The following is a 19,511-nucleotide window of genomic DNA, read 5'->3' as shown; positions in this document are numbered from 1 at the left end:
GAAATTTATCATGCATGACTTTAGATGTTATATCCATTAATACTTAAAAACAACAAATTAACGCTATTGACCCTTATTGTTTTTTCTATAAATAGATAATATACAAAGTTCCGGATAGTGGAAATTAAAAAAATTCAAAAATTTTCTCAAGATTAGCTCTGCATATAAAGTAAATTTGTACTTTGCCAGTGTGCGGCAGTCATCTAGATACATAAAACTTACGTTCACAAAATCTCTGCGAGAGAAAACTTTATTCAATTGTGACTTTGTGTTCATTTTGTACTCAACAGGAAAAGTGTCACGCTCCTCTGTACGCCAAAAAAAACGTTTTGGCGCATGATGCGCCCAGAAAGGGGTGAGCATGGTAATTATGGATACAGGTGACCACTTGTAAATTGTATATACAATGACGTGAGCATCGTTGGCCGCAATCCTGTCAATTTGGGTTACCAGTTCATCTGGGTCGGCTACATGCTCAGCAACCATACGCAGTGTAATCAAATTGTAGTAATTATCTTCTTGGACACTATCGGCAAAACCCAGATATGCACGATCCAGCAATTTGTTGTCCCGTACATTTGGGCTTGGATCGACGCCGACGGTTTCTTGTGCACGTGAGGTCAGAATTTTCGCGAGTCTTTGATTATCTGGAAAGATATCTCTTCCACACCCGATGTCAAGCCACTTGTCGCTTTTTTTAAGGATAGAAACAATTGATGCCTGGTAATAATCTTCCGGAGTAAAGTATGCAAATTTCTTCCTGATTTGAGGGCCTTCTCCTTTAGGGTTACTTCCATAAGTAAAACGGAAAACGCGTTTGGCAACATGTTCCAGCAAATTTTTCATAAATTTTCGACAAGATCGTAATGACTGGTTTGACTTTGCAGATTTCTCTCAATGCTACACTACGTCAAAGTATAGCATGCACTTAAGAAAATACTGTTCATGTTCAAATCTTGACATTGCTGTCGCCAATTTCGTGATCTATCTTGAAATTTTTTCAGTGTTCATTTCATAACCCAATTTAACTGAAATTACTTTGATCTGGATTATTCATTTTTCCATGGTGTTGATGAATGCATTGGCTTCATCAATTGACTTTTCCATTGAAGATATCAATGCAGAAACGTCCGATTCAATATTGCCGAGCTCACTTTTTAGTGAAGTGATTGCCTGAGCATTCAGGTTGTGTTTTAGGAACATCACCTGATCTCTGAAAACGCTGAGTATCGGTTCGATTTTGGCTTCGGCGCTTTTCATGGAAGCGATTAACTGACGATAATGTGATTTTGTAGTATTCAGCTTATTCTGACTACTGCGTTTCATGCTGGGATTGCTGTATTGCGTAATCTCCTGTTCCCACTCGGCGAATAACGCTTCAGATACATCTTCGATATCTTCAATGCGACTTCTGACTTCTTCAGCCTTGCTGACGCTGGCTTCGTATTCATCATTGAGTTTGGTGTAAATGGCTTCCAGATCGCCGCCTCTAAAATTCGTGGCAGCGGTGAATTGTGCGAGAGCAGACTTGAATTGTTCTTTGGTTTCTTCCTGCGTATCACGTGCCTTTTCCACCCGGTGTACCATTACGTCTCTTTTGGGAATGCCGATTTTTTCCAGACCTTCGTAATACATGGTCGAACAGGCGCCCAGTGTAAGTAACATAGCGAATGCAGGTAAGAAATATTTTGAATTCATGGTTTCTCCATAACATGGTTAGACTGTGGATAAAAATGAATGCTCAACGTATGATACCGCGGCGCAGTAGTTGCCACATGACCTTCAAGCCCCAGATGACCGGATGACGACGCAACACGGGCGTAATTTCAACACTCACACCGGTGTGACGTTCTATTTTCCATGCAGCATATTCCAGGTAACCGCTAAAAGTGAGCGTAGCTTTCGACAAGCGTAAGACTGACAGAATACGGCCTTGCCAACGCCTCAATCGCCAATGTTGTAGCGCAAGTCTGCGTGTGGCAGCAGTATTCCGACATAAATAAGTACCGCTTTCTGGTTGATAGTTAAAAACCTCTGTCAACACCGGATAAGCGGTTTCTGTCAGTTGTGTGAAATCATTCAGATTCAGTGTTGCCAGATGTCGGGCGCGAGTTTCCTGTTCTGCGCGCAATTCGGCTGCATAGCTTAGCATCAGGCATCGAGTCCAGATATCTGCTACCGTGAAAGCGTTATTTTCCAGCGTTTTTCCACCCGATGACAGAAAAGTGATAACCGAATGGGCGATGGCGTTAAAAATGCGTTGCCGGTTTTTTTCATCACGCGCATAAAGCAACCGTGATGGTTGTGCGAAACGTGCCCAGATGTAGGAATGAAACCAGTACTGTGCGCCCTTTTCAAATTCAGCCGTAGTGATGACTGCATACTTGGCACGTAATGTTCGGTCTTGGTGAGATACTTCGAGATAAAACACGTTGGGCGCCAGCCATGCGTTGAGAAGACTTAAATGACGCCGGGTGTAAGCGTTCTTATAATCATCAACCAGCACGTAAAGATCTGCAATACCTTCGTCAAGATCGCTGGTGCGCAGGCATGATCCATAAAGGATAACGCCATCTGCAGACGTTCCATAGCGTTCCAGCAAAGCTTCTGCCAATATCGGGAAATCAGACGAGATACTGCGCGTACTTTGTGCAGCGACTGCAGCAATCAATTTCTCAGGAATTGCTTCCGGTACTGTTGATACAGTGTTTGTCATGGTTGTAAAAGTTAAAGTACCAGAAATGTGACGGGTTGTGTTGCAGTGATGCGTAAAGGCGCATTGGAATCGGTTGATTGATAGAGTTCTCCGTCAACGATATATTCGTCATTCATATGAATGGTGAGTGTATTTGCATTATGGCTATGATAGCCGTCCTGTTCCTTGAGTATGTGGCCTTTTCCAGTTATCAATGGCCATATGGATCGCCATAGTTTTTTGCGTCGTTGATCAACCCATGTGATGTGAAGTGGCGCTGTTTCTTGTCCCCAATACGGACGGAGGTTTAATAACAGGCAATCGAGCGCGCTGATTAGTGCAAAAAGATAAGTACCTTCGATTTTTTCGCCATTTTCTTTCATTATTGACAGGTTGACAGATGCCGACTTCCTCTGGTTTAGGCTAAAAATCATACCGATCAATGAATGCAGCATGATTAAAAACGTAAAAACCCCGCCCGTGATACCGATGTGTTTGACACTGCTGCGTGAGAATTTGACACCTCGAGCGACCAATCCAACAGCAAAGAACATACCAAAAATGGTGTCTTTCCCGTTTTGTTCGATACGCAATACCGGACGTTGAGCCAGCTCAGGTGTGCCAGGTTGTTGTAGATAATCAATCAAGCGATGCAGAATTTTTTCCGGTTTTCCGTGCATACCGAGATCAAGCGGCGTCATGTTAGTGGTACCGCCCGGTATGATCATCAGTACGGGCCAGTCAGTATCGGGCAGTGTTGTAAAAAGATGGCTGAGAACGGCATGTGACGTGCCATCTCCGGCAATGATAACCATCAAATCCACATCAGCCTGCAGCAATGTATCCGTTGCAGTTATAAAGCCTGCAGCATCTGAAGCTTCACAGACGATACTGTGCGGTATTTGATCAAGCATTTGCCGGATTGCTTTCTCTCGTTTGCGTACCTGTCCGCTCATGGGATTTAATAACAGACCGATTTTTCCCGAGAGTGATTTCAAATGATTGAGCTTTGACTCGATAGTCATGTGTCAGTAGCGCGGCCGTATTCAATATTGACGGATTCGAGACGTTTTGGATCAATTGGTGCACGTGTAAAAATTTTTACTGCCAGTATGCTGCGATCCCGAACGGGATCAATATCCTGTAGCCAGGAACGCAGTGTGCTTTGCTGGCGCCAGGCACGCCATCCGGCAATCAATCTTCCGGTTAGAATGGCTGTCGATAACAGATGCCAGGCAACGACTAATAGCAAACCGATATCCGGCTGTGCTATAAACCAGCCATAAGACAATAAAATCAGATTGGGATTGCGCCGTGCAGTAATCAGGCGGTTAAAAGAGTCCAGTTTGCGCCAGATAAACATGTCAAACGGGGCGAGCCAGAGTTGAAATGCGCCCTCGCAAAGGCGGCCACCTACATAACCAAAAAACATCAGCCATATCAATAGATCCAGATTGGCAATCGGAGTCAACGTGTTTGCCAGACCGATACCCCAGGCCAGATACCAGAGTGGGGGATGGATAATATCCAGGCCGTGGTCAAGTACATCGCCGATACGACTTGAGGTTACTGTAACTCGTGCCAATTTACCATCTACGGTGTCCAGAAAGGTCATGAACCACCCCATGAGCAGACCGATTCCAAAATAACCATACCAGAACGCAACACCGGTCAGCAGCGCGAGAACAACGCTGAGCAGCGTCACATGGTTGGGTCGCCAGCCGTGCCGTACGCACAGATGTGTGCACCAGTAGGCGGGGAGCGGCCACACCCATTTTGTAATCAGGTCAGTAACACCTTTATAAGATCCTGAGAACAGTTCTTTTTCCAGCAATTTTTGGTTGTTTTCCGTAATTGGCAGAATGTAAGGTGGATCCTTCTTTTTCAGGTTTTGCTGAAAATCGATTTTGAGATCGTTTAGTGCGTAATGCGGAAGACCTGACAGAATATGTTCCGGTCTCCGGTTTTTCTGATTGGTCAATACACCGAGCAGATGCGGTGCCTGACTTTGAATTGTGCGGACTGCTACCGGTTGATTGTCATGGCTGTATAGCGCCATAGGCGCTTTCATATTTATCAATGCGGTCAATACCCTAATGTCATACAGGTAATGTGCATTCAGTATAATAAGGGATGCCTCTACAGGTATTGATTCTATCTTCTCAACCAGTATTGCGTTTTCGATAGACTGAATCATCCGTCGCAATCGTTCCCGGCCATCCAATCCCCAAATCCTGGTTTTACTTTCACCCGTGATATAAATATATGTAGTTGTTGGCATATGTTCTTTTATTCAATGGAATAAGATTGTTTTTTAATATTTGTTCAATTTCAACGTTGTCGTTTTTATCACGTTGCACATACCGCTTTGCTACTGAATGATTGTTTTTCCTGCATACTATTATATCAACAGAGATTTTAAAAAACTCTACGAAGCAAGAAAATGGCCAGCAGAATTAATACAATGCTGGGTGCGAGTGCCACGAAAGCGGGATCTAGGCGTAATAACAAACCGGCATTGGCGATAATTTGATCGAGCAGATATACCGCAACGCCAATTAATGCAGAGAATACTAGTTTGTTGGCCAAACCGGATCGAATTGACCCAAAAATAAACAGAATTGAAAGCATTAGCATAGCAATGGTGAGTAAAGCACTGCCCGCTTTGCGCCATAAGGCAAGGGCATAGGAATCAGCGTCCTGGCCGGTACTGCGAAGGAAATCGACATGGCGTACGAGTTCAAATGGCGAAAGGCTCTCGGGTGGTTTAGTGAGTGTTGCGATATCTTCCGGATTTAAAAATGATCGCCAACTAAGCGCTTCGGCGCGGGTCAGTAAAATACCCTTTTCTGTAAATTTTCTGACGATAACCTGTCTCAGAATCCATGCGTCATTATTGCGGATGTCTGCAGATTGAGCATGAATATGCGCCGACAAAAAACCGGTATTATCGAGATGAAGAATTTCTATATCTGCTGCCTTTTTAGCATGCAGCATCTGCCCAATCCGCAGGATATTCTGTTCGTTACGTGTCCATATACCTAAACCTCTGCCTAATTCCGCTGTTTGATTTAGTGCGGCAGCTCGATTTGAGATGGCTTTTTGTTGCAGTTGTGGCGCAACAAACTGCTCGAGTCCCGCAATGAATACAATAAGTGCAATTCCTACCGCAAGTGGCGCCAGGCTGATTTGTACCGGAGAAATGCCAGCGGTGCGCATGGCAATGAGTTCGGAATTAACTGCCAGCGCACCCAGTGCTGCCACCGTACCTAACAATGCGATAAATGGTGCGATTTGAATAAAGCGGCGGGGCAACAGCATTGTAGTATACATAAAAGCATCAATCGTCCGATAGGTGCCTTTGCCGACATCATCCAACTGATCCAGCAGATCAAAGAAACTGAATAACGGTAATAAAACTGCTGTGGCTATAATCAAGCCGATGAGTACCTGAATTGCAATATAACGAAAGATAATCATTACCGAAGGGATAACAGTTTCTGGCCGGGTTTTAATGAATACCATAACAATATTATAAACATGGCGATATATAACCACCAGATACCCGGTGCAGTACCGACAGTGCCTTGTTCAACCCAGTTTTTCGCCAGACCGCTCAGATTGTAATACACAGCAAAAACGATCGCGGCAAGCAGATAAGTTTTTGTGGCTTTGTCCTGACGTGGTGCGGTTTGAATGAAGGTTATCGCAATCAAAGCCATCAATATGGTTGAAAACGGCCTGGAAAGTCGCCATTGCAATTCTGCAATTTCCCAGGGTTCCTCGGATTTCCAGAGTGTTCTGGTGGGCGCGGCCTTGCGACGGTATCTGAGTGCAAGCTCGCTGTCTGTAAAATAGGTCAGTTTCTTAAATTCAATAATGTCATCCCTGGATGCAGCGTTCGTGAGTTGGTAAATATAACCTTCGGATAATTGAATGTGAGGACGTTCTTCCTGGGTCTCAGGTTGTTGTTGTATCGCCTCATCGGCGATGATAATTTCACGGGTGTTCGGCGTCTGAATATAATGAAAAATATTGTTCATTTTCTTGTTGGTTTCATCTTTGCTATGTACATAAACAACTCTGCCGCTGCTTTCGCTACCATAGAAACGACCTGCCTGGAAGCGATTGGTGTTGAGTTCAGCTTCCGCCTGTGCATCCAGAATATAGCTTTCGGCATATGCCCATGGACGGACATAGGCTGAAAGCAGTCCACTAATAATGCCTACCGGGATAGCTACCATTAAAACAATGTAAACGATACGCCTGCCGCTGATGCCGGTGGAACGCAGGACGTTAAGTTCCTGATCTTTATTCAGTCTACTCAGACCGCTGATAATGGCAATATAAAGGGCCACCGGAATAAGCACTTCCAACGCAATTAAAGTTTTAAGCATTACCAGTTTAAAAAGAGCGCCCAGCCCTAATGTCTCAGTGACAGCGCCTGCAAGGAAGCGTGCGCTGCTGAAACTTGCAAATAAACCGACAAGTATCAGGATCACGACGATAAAAGGTATGGTCAGCTCACGCGTTATATAGCGCTTTATAATTTTCATGTATTCATCCTATCAGAATTAAATAGATAGCTTGTTGAATTAAGATCATGAAAATACGTTAGAGCGTTTTTTTACGTTTGTAGAATGGAACGGGTGCCTTGTTGAGTATTGATTCGGCCAGTAGTAAATCTTCAATTTTATCTACATCTATGCCTGCACGCGCATCGGGGAGCATAATTCCTTGTGCGCGTACGCCCGACTTGGCGGCCAGGGCATTAAGTGCTTGTGTCAGAGATAACCGTCTGAATAAATAAGACAATACAATTTTTGGGCCAACAATTTGTGAAATCAGTTGCCAGGGTTGTTTGCGCAGGTCTTCTACCTGTCGCCAGAATTGGACAAGCGTGCGTCCCTGCGGGTTAAATGTAAACAGATTGCAGCCGCATATACCGCCATCACGCAGACGAAAATATGTTCGCTTGGATCCTGGGAATGAAGCGGTCATCTGTTTCTGCGTAACCAGACCCACCGTTGCATCATGACCGGCTTTAATCGATTCGGTTAAAAAGTAGTGCACGATGTGCGGTGTGAGCAGTGCGTGATCCGCGGTTGTTATGAGTACAGGGCTATCAGCAGGCAAGTGATTTAACCCATGCGCTGCACTGCGACTGGGCGAATCTTTATTAGGCAGCCAGCTCACTTTACCGGATTCAATGCGTTTCATCAAAGGCGGACAATCGCTCAATAGGAATCTGGGCGGGCCGCATAAGAGGATGGAACCTACAAGATCGCTGGCAGCGAGTGCGTCGAGTACACGTATAATCATGGGTACTCCGCCTACAGGCGCGAAAGCCTTGCAGGCGGCGCCTGTATGCTGAGTGATCGGATCACTTGTTGTGCGGTCTGCGGCCAGTACCAGCGCGGCAAATTTTTGTTGTGTTTTTTTCTGTTGATAACTCACAGTGTTTTTCCATATATGCGGTAACGCTTGTATTCCTTGCTGCCGATGTTTTCCAGAATGCCGCGCATTGACTTATTGTCTTCGAGTATCCAAGACAGTTCCACTTCCCGTACGCCCCGCGCAATGCCTGATTTTCTGGGGGCATCAATAACCATGCAGGCAAGCGCTACGCCTAAAGATGTGTTATGGAATTGTTTGCGAACACCCATTAAGGGTATGCGCGCGGTATGTATTGCATGCTTTCTGATTTTTTGAATCAGTTTAAGCCAGCCAAAGGGAAATATACGTCCATTGAGTTCAGCAAAAATCTCATTCAAATTAGGAAGTGCTGCCATGAATGCGGCGGGATAACCATCAACTTCAGCGATCTGAATGTAATCATCAGGTACCAAGTATTTAAGGCTGTTACCCAGTTCTGCGAACTCTGTTTGTGTGAAAGGTACAAATCCCCAGTTTTCAGACCAGGCGTCATTAAATATATCCCGCAGGATTTCTATTTCCCGGGAAAATTGCTTGCGCTTTATTGTTCTGATATGTATCCGGTTGGAATGTCGTTTAATCAGTTGTTGCATGATTCTGGGCGGTTCAAAGTCAACCTGTATCCAGTAGGCAAGCAGATCTTTGACGGGATAATACTCTTGTTCGGCCAGCAGCCGGGGATACCAGCGGGCAGAATGTGGCATCATGACGGCAGGTGGATGATCATAGCCATCTACCAGAATGCCGCATTCCTGGTTAATCGATAAATTAAACGGGCCCGTGATTACGCGTGTGTGTCTTGCTGCCAGCCACGACTCAGCATGAAGAACCAGCGCATGAAACACTTCAGAATCATCAATGCACTCCAGTAATCCAAAATGTCCAGTGTCGTTACCGTATCGCTCGCGGTGTAGCTCATCAATTTGCGCGCTGATTCTGCCAACCGGGATGTTGTTTTGATAAGCAACCCAGGCCTGCCATTCGCCATGCTGCAGAAAAGGATTATATTTGGAAAAATGAAAGCGGCGCTCTAGACGTAATGGCGGTACCCATACCGGATCATCAGCATAGATAAGCCATGGCACCTCGATAAAATCGCCCATGTCCCGATATGACATCACCGGACGTACGGTTAATGCGCTGGGAAAAACTTTCTTTTCTGGGCGACTCATTGCTTTGTGCTTGTGTTGTCTTTTAATTGCAGATGATTTTTTAATCCTGGGGAGATATTATGAAGAATTGTTGCCAGAAGCAATTCTTTTCAACGTACATACCAAAAATAAACCCGGTTTTTCTTTGCGAGCCGCCGGGTTTGGCCGCACCCATGGCTGTATTCATCTGTACGGTTTATAAAAAAGTGTTTGAGTCATGATGGTTATTTCAGGTGGACGCATTTTAAATACAGATCGAAGGTCTTTGAGAAAAAAGTGTCCAGTATGAAAGTTATAATCAAAGAAAAGAAACTCAGGTTGTTTTCGCGGGAGCCGTGTTGATTGTTGCTGTTCCTGATTCTTCTGGCTGTGCTGTTGCGTCCTTTTTTTCCTGTGCTTCAGGAGCATGTGTGTGTGTTTCGGTTTTTTCTTGATGATCATCTTGTGACCCATCAGCTTCGGAACTGGGTTTTTCATCGAACCAGCGATAAAGTGTTGGTAAAACAACCAGTGTGAGCAACGTTGATGTAATTAAACCACCTATCACGACAATGGCAAGGGGGCGTTGTACTTCGGAGCCTGGCCCGGTCGCAAATAGAAATGGTACCAGTCCCAGCATTGCTACGGTTGCAGTCATCAATACCGGTCTGAACCGCTGTTCACAGCCGCGCATGACAGAAATACCAACGCTGACGCCTAGTTCACGTTGTCCCCGGATATAGGATATCAGTACCACGCCATTCAGTACGGCAATTCCCCATAACGCTATGAAACCCACAGAAGCTGGAACCGATAGATACTCTCCAGTTAAAAACAAACCCATAATCCCACCGATTGAGGCAAACGGGAGTACCAGTATAATCAGTGCGGCTAGTTTGACTGAGTTAAACAGCATAAATAATAAAAAGAAAATGGCTGCGATAGTTAGGGGTACGATAACGGAAAGCGTTGCCATTGCACGTTCCATATTTTCAAACTGACCGCCCCATTCAAAATAATAGCCGTCAGGCAGATTCATTTCTTTCGCAACGCGTTCTTGTATTTCTTCTACAAATCCACCCATATCGCGCTCGTGAACATTTGCACCGACAACAACACGGCGTTTTGCGAATTCACGATTAATTTGTGCAGGACCATCAACGACCTTGACCTCAGCAACGGAGTGTAGAGGAATTAACGCACCGCCCGGCACAAAGCCGCCTTCATTTCCGGGAAATTTCTCTGGCGTGCGTAGCAGTAGATCGCGAATATTATCCACATTGTCTCGAAATTCAAGTGGTAAACGCATTATCAGTGAGAACCGGCGCTCGTTTTCGAAAATGGTGGAGATTTCCTTGCCGCCGACAGTTCTAATTAATTCGTTGATATCAGCAACATTAATCCCATAACGCGCAATGGCATCGCGATTAATATCGACAATTAAAGATTGTTGTCCGGATAAGGGTTGAACACGAATATCTCTTGCGCCTTTTATGGTTCTCATAATGCGCGCAAGTTGTTCCGACAATAATCGCAGTTGTTCCAGGTCGTCGCCGAAAATTTTAACGGCCACCTGAGAACGGACACCCGTAATCATTTCGTCTACACGCTGCGCAATCGGTTGAGAAATGACGATACTGACGCCGGGTAACACTGACAGTACCTTGCGGATATCAGCATCGACTTCATCTTGTGTCCGACCGGATTCTGGATCCAGGGTGATAATTGGGTCTGATTCATGGGGGCCTGCCGGATCGGCTGGGGATTCACCACGACCGAGTCTGGAGACAACACTTTTTACTCCGGGCACAGTTGCAATCTGCTTCATCGCTTCGGTTTCTATTTTGATCGAATTTTCTAACGAAATAGAGGACGCTCGAATAAGGACAGGTGTCAACGCGCCTTCTTTCAAAATTGGAATAAATGATTTGCCCAAAAGAGGAAAAAGCATAAATGACAATCCCAGTAAAGCTGTGGCTGTCATGATAGTGGTTTTTTCGTGAAGCAATGCTTTGTTAAGTAGATTACGGTACCTGGCTTTGAGAAAAGCAATAATCGGGGTGTCGTGATCAGCGCCGCCTTTCAGTCCATAAGCACAAAGTACTGGAGATAAAGTGAGCGAAACGACTAATGAAACGGCTAATGCAATTGCTATAGTGTATGCCAGCGGACTGAAAGTCTTGCCTTCCATGCCTTCCAGTGTCATTAAGGGCAGAAATACCAATATGATAATTGATATACCGAAGATAACAGGTACGCCGACTTCAACGACTGCTTCCCTAATCGTTTTTAATTTGGCTTGTAGTGTATTTTCAGCATAACCCAGCCGGTGGTATACATTTTCAACAACGACAACTGTAGAATCAACCATCAGCCCAATAGCTATGGCAAGTCCGCCCAGCGACATCAGGTTGGCCGAAATGCCCTGATGATTCATGATCATAAAGGTAACCAGCGGTGTAATAACCAGTGTGGCGACCACGATCAGGCTGGAACGCGCGTCACCTAAGAAAACGAATAAGATGATAATAACGAGAATAATGCCTTCAATCAGAACCTTGGTGACCGTCCACAAAGCGGCATCCACCAGATCAGACCGGTCATAAAAAGGGACAATCTGCAGACCGCCGGGTAATAAATTGCGTTCATTAATCTCAGCAACCTTGTCCTGAACGCGTGAAACGATATCTTTTGCATTGCCGCCCATCAACATCATGACGATGCCGCCAGTCGATTCTGTATAGCCACCTTTAATCAATGCGCCTTGGCGTACCCGGGCGCCAAAATTTACTTCAGCGACATCACGTACAAATACCGGCACACCATCAATTTCTTTGAGTACAATATTTCTGATGTCATCGAGTGTTGAAATTAATCCATTACTGCGAATGAGATATTGTTCAGCGTGCAGTTCCAAAATGTTTCCGCTGGCATTCGCGTTATTGTTTGCCAGGGCGCGATCAACCTGTGACAGGGTCAGATCATAATGGCGCAATCTTTCCGGATTAATGAGTACCTGGTACTGCTTCTCGTAACCGCCCATAGAGTTGATTTCAGCAACACCTTGAATTGAACGTAACATAGGCCGTACCACCCAATCCTGTATTGTACGGCGCTCGGTCAATTCTTCAACGCTCAGTTCGCGTGTGGCATCATCGGGATGGTCCAGTGTATATTGATATATCTCGCCCAGTCCTGTGGACACTGGACCCAGCTCTGCATCCACGTCAACAGGAAGTCTATTTCTGACTCCGATAAATCGTTCCATGACCAACTGCCGGGCAAAATAAACATCCGTATCGTCGGTAAAAACCAGCGTGATAATAGTTAAACCGCTTTTATTCAGAGAACGCATTTCGACCAGACCAGGCAGTCCTGTCATAGCGATCTCTACTGGGATAGTTACCAGGCGTTCGATTTCTTCGGCGCTACGGCCTTCGGCGCGAGCAGCTACCACGACCTGAACATTAGTTACGTCGGGAAAAGCATCGACAGAAAGTTGTGTGGTGGCGCGTAGTCCAAAGGCGCACAAAATCAGAGAAATTACAACGACGATCAGCCGCTGTTTGAGCATAAATTGTACAATTGATGACAACATGGGCTTATTCCTGCTTGTCGAGCTTGCGCTCGTTATCGATATCAAATGCGCCGTCGATTACAATACGCTGTCCAATTGAAAGTCCTGATATAACAGGACGCAAGTTGCCAATCTCGGGGGCCAGCTCTACCGGTACGCGAAGATAAGTAAAGTTTCCTTTATCCAGATAGACATAATCTTTGTTAGACTCGCGCACTATTGCTGATTCCGGTAGCACAAGCTGCTCCTGCGCGCTTTCAGTGATGCGCATGGAAGCCAGCATGGAAGGTTTAAGCCTGCGATCCTGATTCTCAACGACAGTGCGAACCATGACTGTTCGTGTCAATGGATTGACCGTGTCGGAAACATAAATAATCAAGCCGTCCAGTGTAATGTTATCCAGTGCCGGTACCTTAATTTCAACATGCTGGCCGACCATGACGTTTGTGGCAATATGTTCAGGTACATCACCCACCGCCCAGACCGTCGATAAATCCGCAACTTTAAACAGTTGATCGGATGGTTGCACCACTTGACCGGTCACTACGTTACGTTCAATTACTGTGCCGCTTTTATGAGCCGTAATGGCGACGGAGGGCAGGATCTGACCGCGCCTGACCAAATCCTTGACAGCGCTGTCATATACCCCCAGTAGACGCAATTGATCTTTTGCCGCGCTGAGTTCTGCGCGTGATACTTGCAGTTCTGCTTGACGGCGCTGTAATTCGGCGGTACCGATGACATCTGCATCCAGTAATAATTTGGCGCGCGTTGCCGCGCGTTCGTTGAGTTCAGTCAGAGAATGCGCGCGAAGATACGCCAGCTGAGCCGTGGTTAATTCCGGGCTGGAAATCCTGGCGAGTGTTGTGCCGGCATCCACATTGTCACCCAGCATTGCGTCGACTTCAACAATACGTCCGGTAACGTTAGCACCGACACGGATCAGTTTTTGTTCATCAACCTTGATCTGGCTGGGTACATGAATATTGTCCGCTAGGCTTACCAGCTTGAGTTCTTCGACTTTGATCCCTTTTGTCATTTCAGGGATAAGTGTGATTTTATTCCTGTTGGCCGGTTCTTCTGTTGTATCAGCCAACTTGACTGATTTTTTGCTATTGTTGCTGTCTTCTCCATTGCTGCATGCTGCTACAAGAAAAACAATGACCAATAAAAAGACGGTAAAACGGATTTGGAATTTCATTCGATGATGTGCTCCTTGGGGTAATGGGCGCGAAGTCTATCAATTTCTGCAGCGGCAGATTGTAATTCAAAACGTGCCTGCAGCAGTTCTGCAAGCACGCCGCGTAATACACGCTGGGTATCCAGCACTTCGATAAACCCACGTTCACCCAGGCGATAAGCTGTTTGCGCAATATTGAGCGCAAGTTGCGCTTCTGTGACTATCCCGCTTTCAAACATTTCTACTCTGCGTCTTGCGATTTCCTTGGCTTGCCATGCTGCTTCCAGCAGTTGGCCAATTTCAAATCGACGGTATTCCAATGTCTGGCGAATACGGGCGGAGTCATAAATAGCGTTGTCGATTTCTCCTCGGCGGCGATAAAACAGTGGAATTTCCAGATTCACACCCGCCACATTAGTGGAAAATTGAGAATCGACGTAGCTTTCATACAAAATATTCACACGCGGCAAGACGGATGCTTTTTCTTGATTGATACGCAAGTTTGTGCTGTTTTGTTCGGCTTGCAGGCGCTGTATATCCGGATTGGCTTCGATGACTTCCTGACGCAGGACTTCCAGTGAAGGGAAATCAACCGGATCATTGAGCGATGCCTCAACCTGAAACCCGCTTCGCAGGGCGCCGGCTGTCAGTTGTATCAAGGCCACACGTGCGCGCTCGGCATTCAATCGTGCTGCTTCCATACGGTTCTCGGCGCTCAGTACTTCGGTATCTGCCCGGATTAGTTCAAAACGGGCGGTTTCACCCACTTCAACGCTGACTTTAATGCGGCGTTGAATTTCTTTCATCAAATCGTAAATGCCGGTTTCCATTTGTGCCTGTTCCTGTCGCAGCAACAATTCATAGGCACTGACACGTAATTGAGCAGCCAGATTGGCGCGTACTTGATCCAGATTGGCCTGGCTCGCGTCAACAAGCGCCTCGGCGGCACCGATACGGGCTGACCGGAAAAAAGGATTTTCAATGGGCTGGCTGACGTTTACCTCGCGATAGTTGTCAGATGGACCGGTTATTGACCTGGGGAGTCGATTGCCTTGAGGTCCGACCTTTATAGAGACGTTCGGATTAGGAAAAGCACTGGCTGCGACTACACCGGCTTCGGCCATATCTATTTGGGAACGCGCCGCATGCACCATTCCATTTGCCTGCAACCCCAATTGCTGCAGTTCTTTAATGGTCAGTTCGGGAGATTCCTGTGCTGATAACAGTGTTGAGTGAAAAACAAAAAAAAGGATGGACAAAAAATACCGCAGTGGAAAGGTCTGCATAGTCTGCATAAGGCCTTTTAGAAAAATACAAAAAAGATTAAGAATGTTAAAAACGTTAACGCAGCTTCTTATTAGATAATGTCAGGAGCAACATGATATAGGAATATCAAATTTCATCAATGCCAAATTAAGTTCATTTTTCCATTTCAATTAAAATAAAAAGGGTATATCGGTTTGATTCAAAGGATCAATACGCTTGGCAGCTTATGATAATCGAAAGAACCTGAATAAAACCTGAACACTTGACGATGGTATTTTAGTGAATCCGGTGTAACAAGCCGTTGAGACACATTTTCGAAGGGGCAATACAAGGCAAAAACAGCAACGCAGATAGTTTCTTAACAGTCTGGTAAGGCATTATTCCGTGGTTTTTACAATGTTATGAATTAACCGGGGTTATCACTACTCAATCAATAGTGTTGTGGTAATACGAGCAGTGATAAGCTCAATTATTTTCTCTGATGATTATAAAAGCAGTATAAATGCTTATAACAGGATGGCTGCAATGGGCCCCCATGGGTGTTTTGCAGATTTTTGAAGCTTTCCAGGGTGTCGTGAACGTTAACTGATGGCTGTCACTGGATTTTCAGCATGATCAAGTCTTGTCTTGAAGTGTGCTTAACTCACTACGATAGGTATTATCTATATCCTAGGCATTTAAATTGAGGCAGCATCATTTCATTTTTTATAGTAAACATAGATATAACCATTCCAGATACATCATTCCCAAAAAAATCAGCGGCGCCATAATATAAGGGAGTGAATCGCTGTTTATTAGTTTGTTGAACGAATTCTTTAAAGTTTGAAAAAAACTTTTTAGTATATTATTTTGCTTTGCAGCTTTTGCTGGCTTTTTTAGTGTGATTATTTTAAAACGTAAAGTTGGCATTTTAGAATAAAAATAGCTATATAAAATTGTATAAATCAGTAACTAATCTTTTCAAAGTATCATTAATTATCGGCGAAAAAAATTCAAAGCAAAGCGAGATTAAAGGAATATAAATAGGCCAATAATTTGGATTGTTTGCAAAGAATTTACAGACTGGATCAGATTTTTGTTTTTCTGCGCTTACCGATATCACGGCAGAACTGGAAGAGGAGTTGGCGTACTCGCGCACGAACCATCAAGTTAATTGTCGAGGTAATGCGCTTACATTTTAATGCACCCTTTGAATATAACTGTCCGGAAAACGACGGTTACTACTATAACCATGTGGCGGGTAGAATATTTGAACTCCAAGGCCTTTGGTTTAATTCAACTGAATTATATGCGTAACTGACCTTAGAACAATTGCTGGAACAAACGTTGCCCGGTCTGCTGGCTGAATGGTTCAAATCGATAAAAAAGACCTGGACAAAATTCTTGTCGCTACAAGACTGAATACCGATCAGATCACAAAGCATCTGTGTATTTTACACATGAATGCGAGCGCATCCATAAGCCGGCATTTTCAGTTAATGATCGATGCAGTTATGTAGAGCAAAAGATTGTACATTTACTCTCATGGCCGTTTCTGGAATCAAAAAACGCAACACCAGGTATCGCCGCAATGCTTCATTCATTGCCGATCGTCCATACAGAGCAACTGAAGAACCGGGGCATTTCCGGCAAAAAGGGGCGTTTCTAGCCGATGGCAGTTACGAGCTGCGAATTCTTCATGCCAATTCACTGAAATGGTCATGGAGATTTTCAAATACGTTATAGACGTTAAGATGATGTCGCGAGAAGAATTGCGCAAGGAAATCCTGGAGAATCTGTGTCGGGGGCAGGAAATCCACTTATTGAAGAAGGAAGAAAAATGAAAATTGGTCGCAATGATCCGTGCACCTGTGGCAGTGGTAAGAAATATAAACAATGTTGCTTGAAGAATCAGGAACAACAACAGAAGGAAGATGTTCTCTGGCGTCAGATACGGCATGTGATTAACGCCTTACATGAGAAATTATTAAAATTTTCCAGTAAGCGTTTCGGAAACGAAGCCCTGCTTGAAGCATGGGCAGCATTTATTGATTCGAATGATGTGGAATTTTCCCCCGAAACGCCACATTTGCATATTTTCTTGTCGTGGTTTTTTTATGATTGGAATCCAGATCAAGCGGTACTAAAAGAAAAAGCGGCATTCGAACCGCTGCGCGATCAAACATTGGCACAGTTGTTTCTTGAGAAACACCGCAAGCAATTGGAACCGCTTTTGGTTCGTTATATTGAGCAATGCTGCTCAGTACACTATAGTTTCTACGATATCGTGTCAGTGCGCGCGGGTGATGGATTTCTTTTGCGTGACATGATGACGGGTGAAGAAGAATATGTCACCGAACATGCAGGATCGCAAAAGGCGCAAGCCGGGGATGTTGTGTTTGGCAAATTCATTAAAATTGATCATGTTGCCGTACTGGAGACCAGTGCATCGATTTCTTTTCCGCCGGTTGAAAAACGCAGCATACTTGACCTGCGTGAAGAAATTTGCGAACAGGAAAATCCACCATCGCAAGCACTGCTCCGGGATTATGATTACGAAATGATGGAAATCTATCGTGAAATTTACGAAAGACTGAGCAACCCGACTATGCCGAAGATTCGAAACGCCGATGGCGATACAGTTTTATTTCATCGACTTAAGTATGATATTGACTCTCCGCAGCAAGTTTTTGACGCGTTAAAGCAGCTAAACCTTGATACGAATAATGATGAAATGCTTGTAGACGCTGAATTTGATTCGGCAGGTGAATTGCATGGCGTTTCATTTCTTTGGCAGCAGCAGACTAATGCGGAGTGTAAATCCGGGAGTAATGCGATTTTGGGGCAAATCAAAATCAAAGGAAATCAGCTTACCGTTGAAGTTGATTCGGAAACGCATGCGCAACAATTTCGTCAGCTAGTCGAAAAACTGCTTCCGGCAGCGCGTTACAAAACCACCGATATCGAATCGATGGAATCCAGGCTGGGGTAGAAAGAAAACAAGCAAACAGGAAAATGATACATACGAAGCACGCTACGCATTCAATACCAGCCCGGGAGCGCACGCGTAAATAACGGAACTGTTACGTCTACATTGCCCCTCGGTGGCCGGGAGAAGCGCTGTTGCTCAATTTTGAACAGAAGAATTTTCGCGACCGTGCGGTAGGGTAGATATGGTAGTGGATTTTGTTGCTGAACAAGTCGGGAGTTCACTGGAGCAAACAATGAAATGGTTTGCCGGAATGGCTGCGGACGAAGATGAAGATTGCGATTCTCGTTTCTTGATATGCCACGCACTGTTGGAACATCCACATGAAAAAAATATATCCTTGCCGGAAAACCTGAGCGAGAGACAGGATGACTGAATCAAACTTTTTCCCTTGAACATGTGTGTCTCGCATATGAGCAACATATTATGGGGAAACACCAAGGCCGAGTCATGATCGCCGGAAATTCTATGAACCAGCAGCCATCATGGAACGCGAAATACGCGGGCAAAAAGAAGACGGACAGTAAGTGTTCCAGGTAGAAGAATACCAAAGACTTGTGCATGAAATGCCGGAACGCACCATTATTTCCCCTCGAGCCAAAAACAGAACTAACAGGCAGTTGAAAAGCAATCTGCGTTACCGTCGTAGCGTGCCACTGGGTGACGGGTTATGGTGGAGATGAGATGGATGATTTGAGTGCACAGCAAATGGAAACTAAAATTGCGTTTGTGCATGCTCAGCAAAATGAGAATGGAAAGAGCATGCGTTAAGCGAACATTTGTACGGGATAGCCCGTCGTGAGGAGGTAAATGCACAGGTATTTGGCAACGGAGACTGGGTCCGACTTGTCGGGCTATCGCAAGCTTGGTTGGATGTCAAAGCACTGTTCCTCGCTGGGCTGTTTGTCACACTTGGCGATATGAAGGCGATAGTATTTTATGCCAGCCTGTTTCCTGCATTCATCGCTATATCCGCGCTGACGTTGCCTGATATAGCGGTCATTCTGTTCGTTACGGTCGTGACTGTTGGCGGCGTCAAACTGGCTTATGCTTTTGCGGCAACGAAAGTCGTGACTATAAGCAAGATAAGCAAGGGGCTAGCGGTTAGGAATCAAGCCCGGCTGGCTTCTGGCACTCTAATAGTTGGTGCGGGCACCTATCTGATCGTAAAGACCTGAAAGAGCATACGCTGGATCCCAGATTATTTTTTACAAATTATTTAATGTAATGAGATGAAAAATCATACTTTAATGATAGTG

General features: G+C 45.0%; 17 protein-coding genes. 5 read left to right on the top strand and 12 right to left on the bottom strand.

The window, feature by feature from the left end; all coding sequences use genetic code 11:
* Positions 1–63: 63 nt before the first annotated feature.
* The 12 genes from C8R11_RS05090 to C8R11_RS05040 form a co-directional block, all read right to left on the bottom strand.
* The gene (locus tag C8R11_RS05090; protein ID WP_107794759.1) at positions 64–846 is read right to left on the bottom strand and encodes a methyltransferase domain-containing protein; all 783 of its coding nucleotides are present in this window, start codon (positions 844–846) and stop codon (positions 64–66) included.
* A gap of 207 nt (positions 847–1,053) precedes the next feature.
* A complete protein-coding gene (locus tag C8R11_RS05085; protein ID WP_090701321.1) occupies positions 1,054–1,698 on the bottom strand; it encodes a DUF2959 domain-containing protein in 645 nt (214 codons plus the stop codon).
* Between the two features lie 43 nt (positions 1,699–1,741).
* Entirely contained in the window at positions 1,742–2,716 is a 975-nt protein-coding gene (locus C8R11_RS16655; RefSeq protein ID WP_244907549.1) for a hypothetical protein, read from the bottom strand.
* A gap of 11 nt (positions 2,717–2,727) precedes the next feature.
* Positions 2,728–3,720 (bottom strand): diacylglycerol/lipid kinase family protein, encoded by a 993-nt coding sequence (locus C8R11_RS16650; RefSeq protein WP_244907548.1) that lies wholly within the window; start codon positions 3,718–3,720, stop codon positions 2,728–2,730.
* Positions 3,717–4,976 carry a CDP-alcohol phosphatidyltransferase family protein gene (locus tag C8R11_RS05075; protein ID WP_107794758.1) on the bottom strand — a complete coding sequence of 420 codons (1,260 nt, stop codon included), beginning with the start codon at positions 4,974–4,976 and terminating at the stop codon, positions 3,717–3,719. Before C8R11_RS05075 ends, C8R11_RS16650 begins: the two co-directional genes overlap by 4 nt.
* Before the next feature lie 137 nt (positions 4,977–5,113).
* On the bottom strand, positions 5,114–6,220 hold the full coding sequence (gene lptG, locus C8R11_RS05070) for an LPS export ABC transporter permease LptG (RefSeq protein ID WP_244907547.1): 1,107 nt from the start codon (positions 6,218–6,220) through the stop codon (positions 5,114–5,116).
* Positions 6,175–7,251, bottom strand: coding sequence for an LPS export ABC transporter permease LptF (lptF, locus tag C8R11_RS05065; RefSeq protein ID WP_107794756.1), 1,077 nt, complete (start codon positions 7,249–7,251; stop codon positions 6,175–6,177). The genes lptG and lptF overlap by 46 nt, the downstream gene beginning before the upstream one ends.
* A gap of 58 nt (positions 7,252–7,309) precedes the next feature.
* Complete coding sequence (locus C8R11_RS05060; RefSeq protein WP_107794755.1) at positions 7,310–8,152, bottom strand: nucleotidyltransferase family protein; 843 nt, start codon at positions 8,150–8,152, stop codon at positions 7,310–7,312.
* Entirely contained in the window at positions 8,149–9,303 is a 1,155-nt protein-coding gene (locus C8R11_RS05055) for an N-acetyltransferase (RefSeq protein ID WP_107794754.1), read from the bottom strand. Before C8R11_RS05055 ends, C8R11_RS05060 begins: the two co-directional genes overlap by 4 nt.
* A gap of 292 nt (positions 9,304–9,595) precedes the next feature.
* Positions 9,596–12,859, bottom strand: coding sequence for an efflux RND transporter permease subunit (locus C8R11_RS05050; protein WP_107794753.1), 3,264 nt, complete (start codon positions 12,857–12,859; stop codon positions 9,596–9,598).
* Positions 12,860–12,863: 4 nt separating this feature from the next.
* Complete coding sequence (locus tag C8R11_RS05045; protein ID WP_107794752.1) at positions 12,864–14,039, bottom strand: efflux RND transporter periplasmic adaptor subunit; 1,176 nt, start codon at positions 14,037–14,039, stop codon at positions 12,864–12,866.
* A complete protein-coding gene (locus C8R11_RS05040) occupies positions 14,036–15,313 on the bottom strand; it encodes a TolC family protein (RefSeq protein ID WP_244907546.1) in 1,278 nt (425 codons plus the stop codon). Before C8R11_RS05040 ends, C8R11_RS05045 begins: the two co-directional genes overlap by 4 nt.
* Positions 15,314–16,710: 1,397 nt before the next feature.
* On the opposite strand from C8R11_RS05040, the gene C8R11_RS15890 reads away from it, so the two are divergent.
* The 5 genes from C8R11_RS15890 (at position 16,711) to C8R11_RS15885 (ending at position 19,430) form a co-directional block, all read left to right on the top strand.
* Complete coding sequence (locus tag C8R11_RS15890) at positions 16,711–16,932, top strand: hypothetical protein (protein WP_146159077.1); 222 nt, start codon at positions 16,711–16,713, stop codon at positions 16,930–16,932.
* 52 nt (positions 16,933–16,984) lie between these two features.
* Positions 16,985–17,107: a hypothetical protein gene (locus C8R11_RS16905; RefSeq protein WP_280523868.1), complete on the top strand. Its 123-nt coding sequence runs from the start codon at positions 16,985–16,987 to the stop codon at positions 17,105–17,107.
* Positions 17,104–18,255 (top strand): YecA family protein, encoded by a 1,152-nt coding sequence (locus tag C8R11_RS16645; protein ID WP_107794748.1) that lies wholly within the window; start codon positions 17,104–17,106, stop codon positions 18,253–18,255. The genes C8R11_RS16905 and C8R11_RS16645 overlap by 4 nt, the downstream gene beginning before the upstream one ends.
* Positions 18,256–18,487: 232 nt before the next feature.
* Positions 18,488–18,628, top strand: a complete 141-nt coding sequence (locus tag C8R11_RS16085) for a hypothetical protein (protein ID WP_181258164.1) — start codon at positions 18,488–18,490, stop codon at positions 18,626–18,628.
* 403 nt (positions 18,629–19,031) lie between these two features.
* A complete protein-coding gene (locus C8R11_RS15885) occupies positions 19,032–19,430 on the top strand; it encodes a LysE family transporter (protein ID WP_107794746.1) in 399 nt (132 codons plus the stop codon).
* The last annotated feature ends 81 nt before the right edge of the window (positions 19,431–19,511 follow it).

This window comes from Nitrosomonas aestuarii (genome assembly GCF_003046585.1).
Taxonomy (GTDB): domain Bacteria; phylum Pseudomonadota; class Gammaproteobacteria; order Burkholderiales; family Nitrosomonadaceae; genus Nitrosomonas; species Nitrosomonas aestuarii.
Note: the sequence above shows the minus strand (reverse complement) of the source record. Positions and strands in the feature narration are given on the sequence as shown.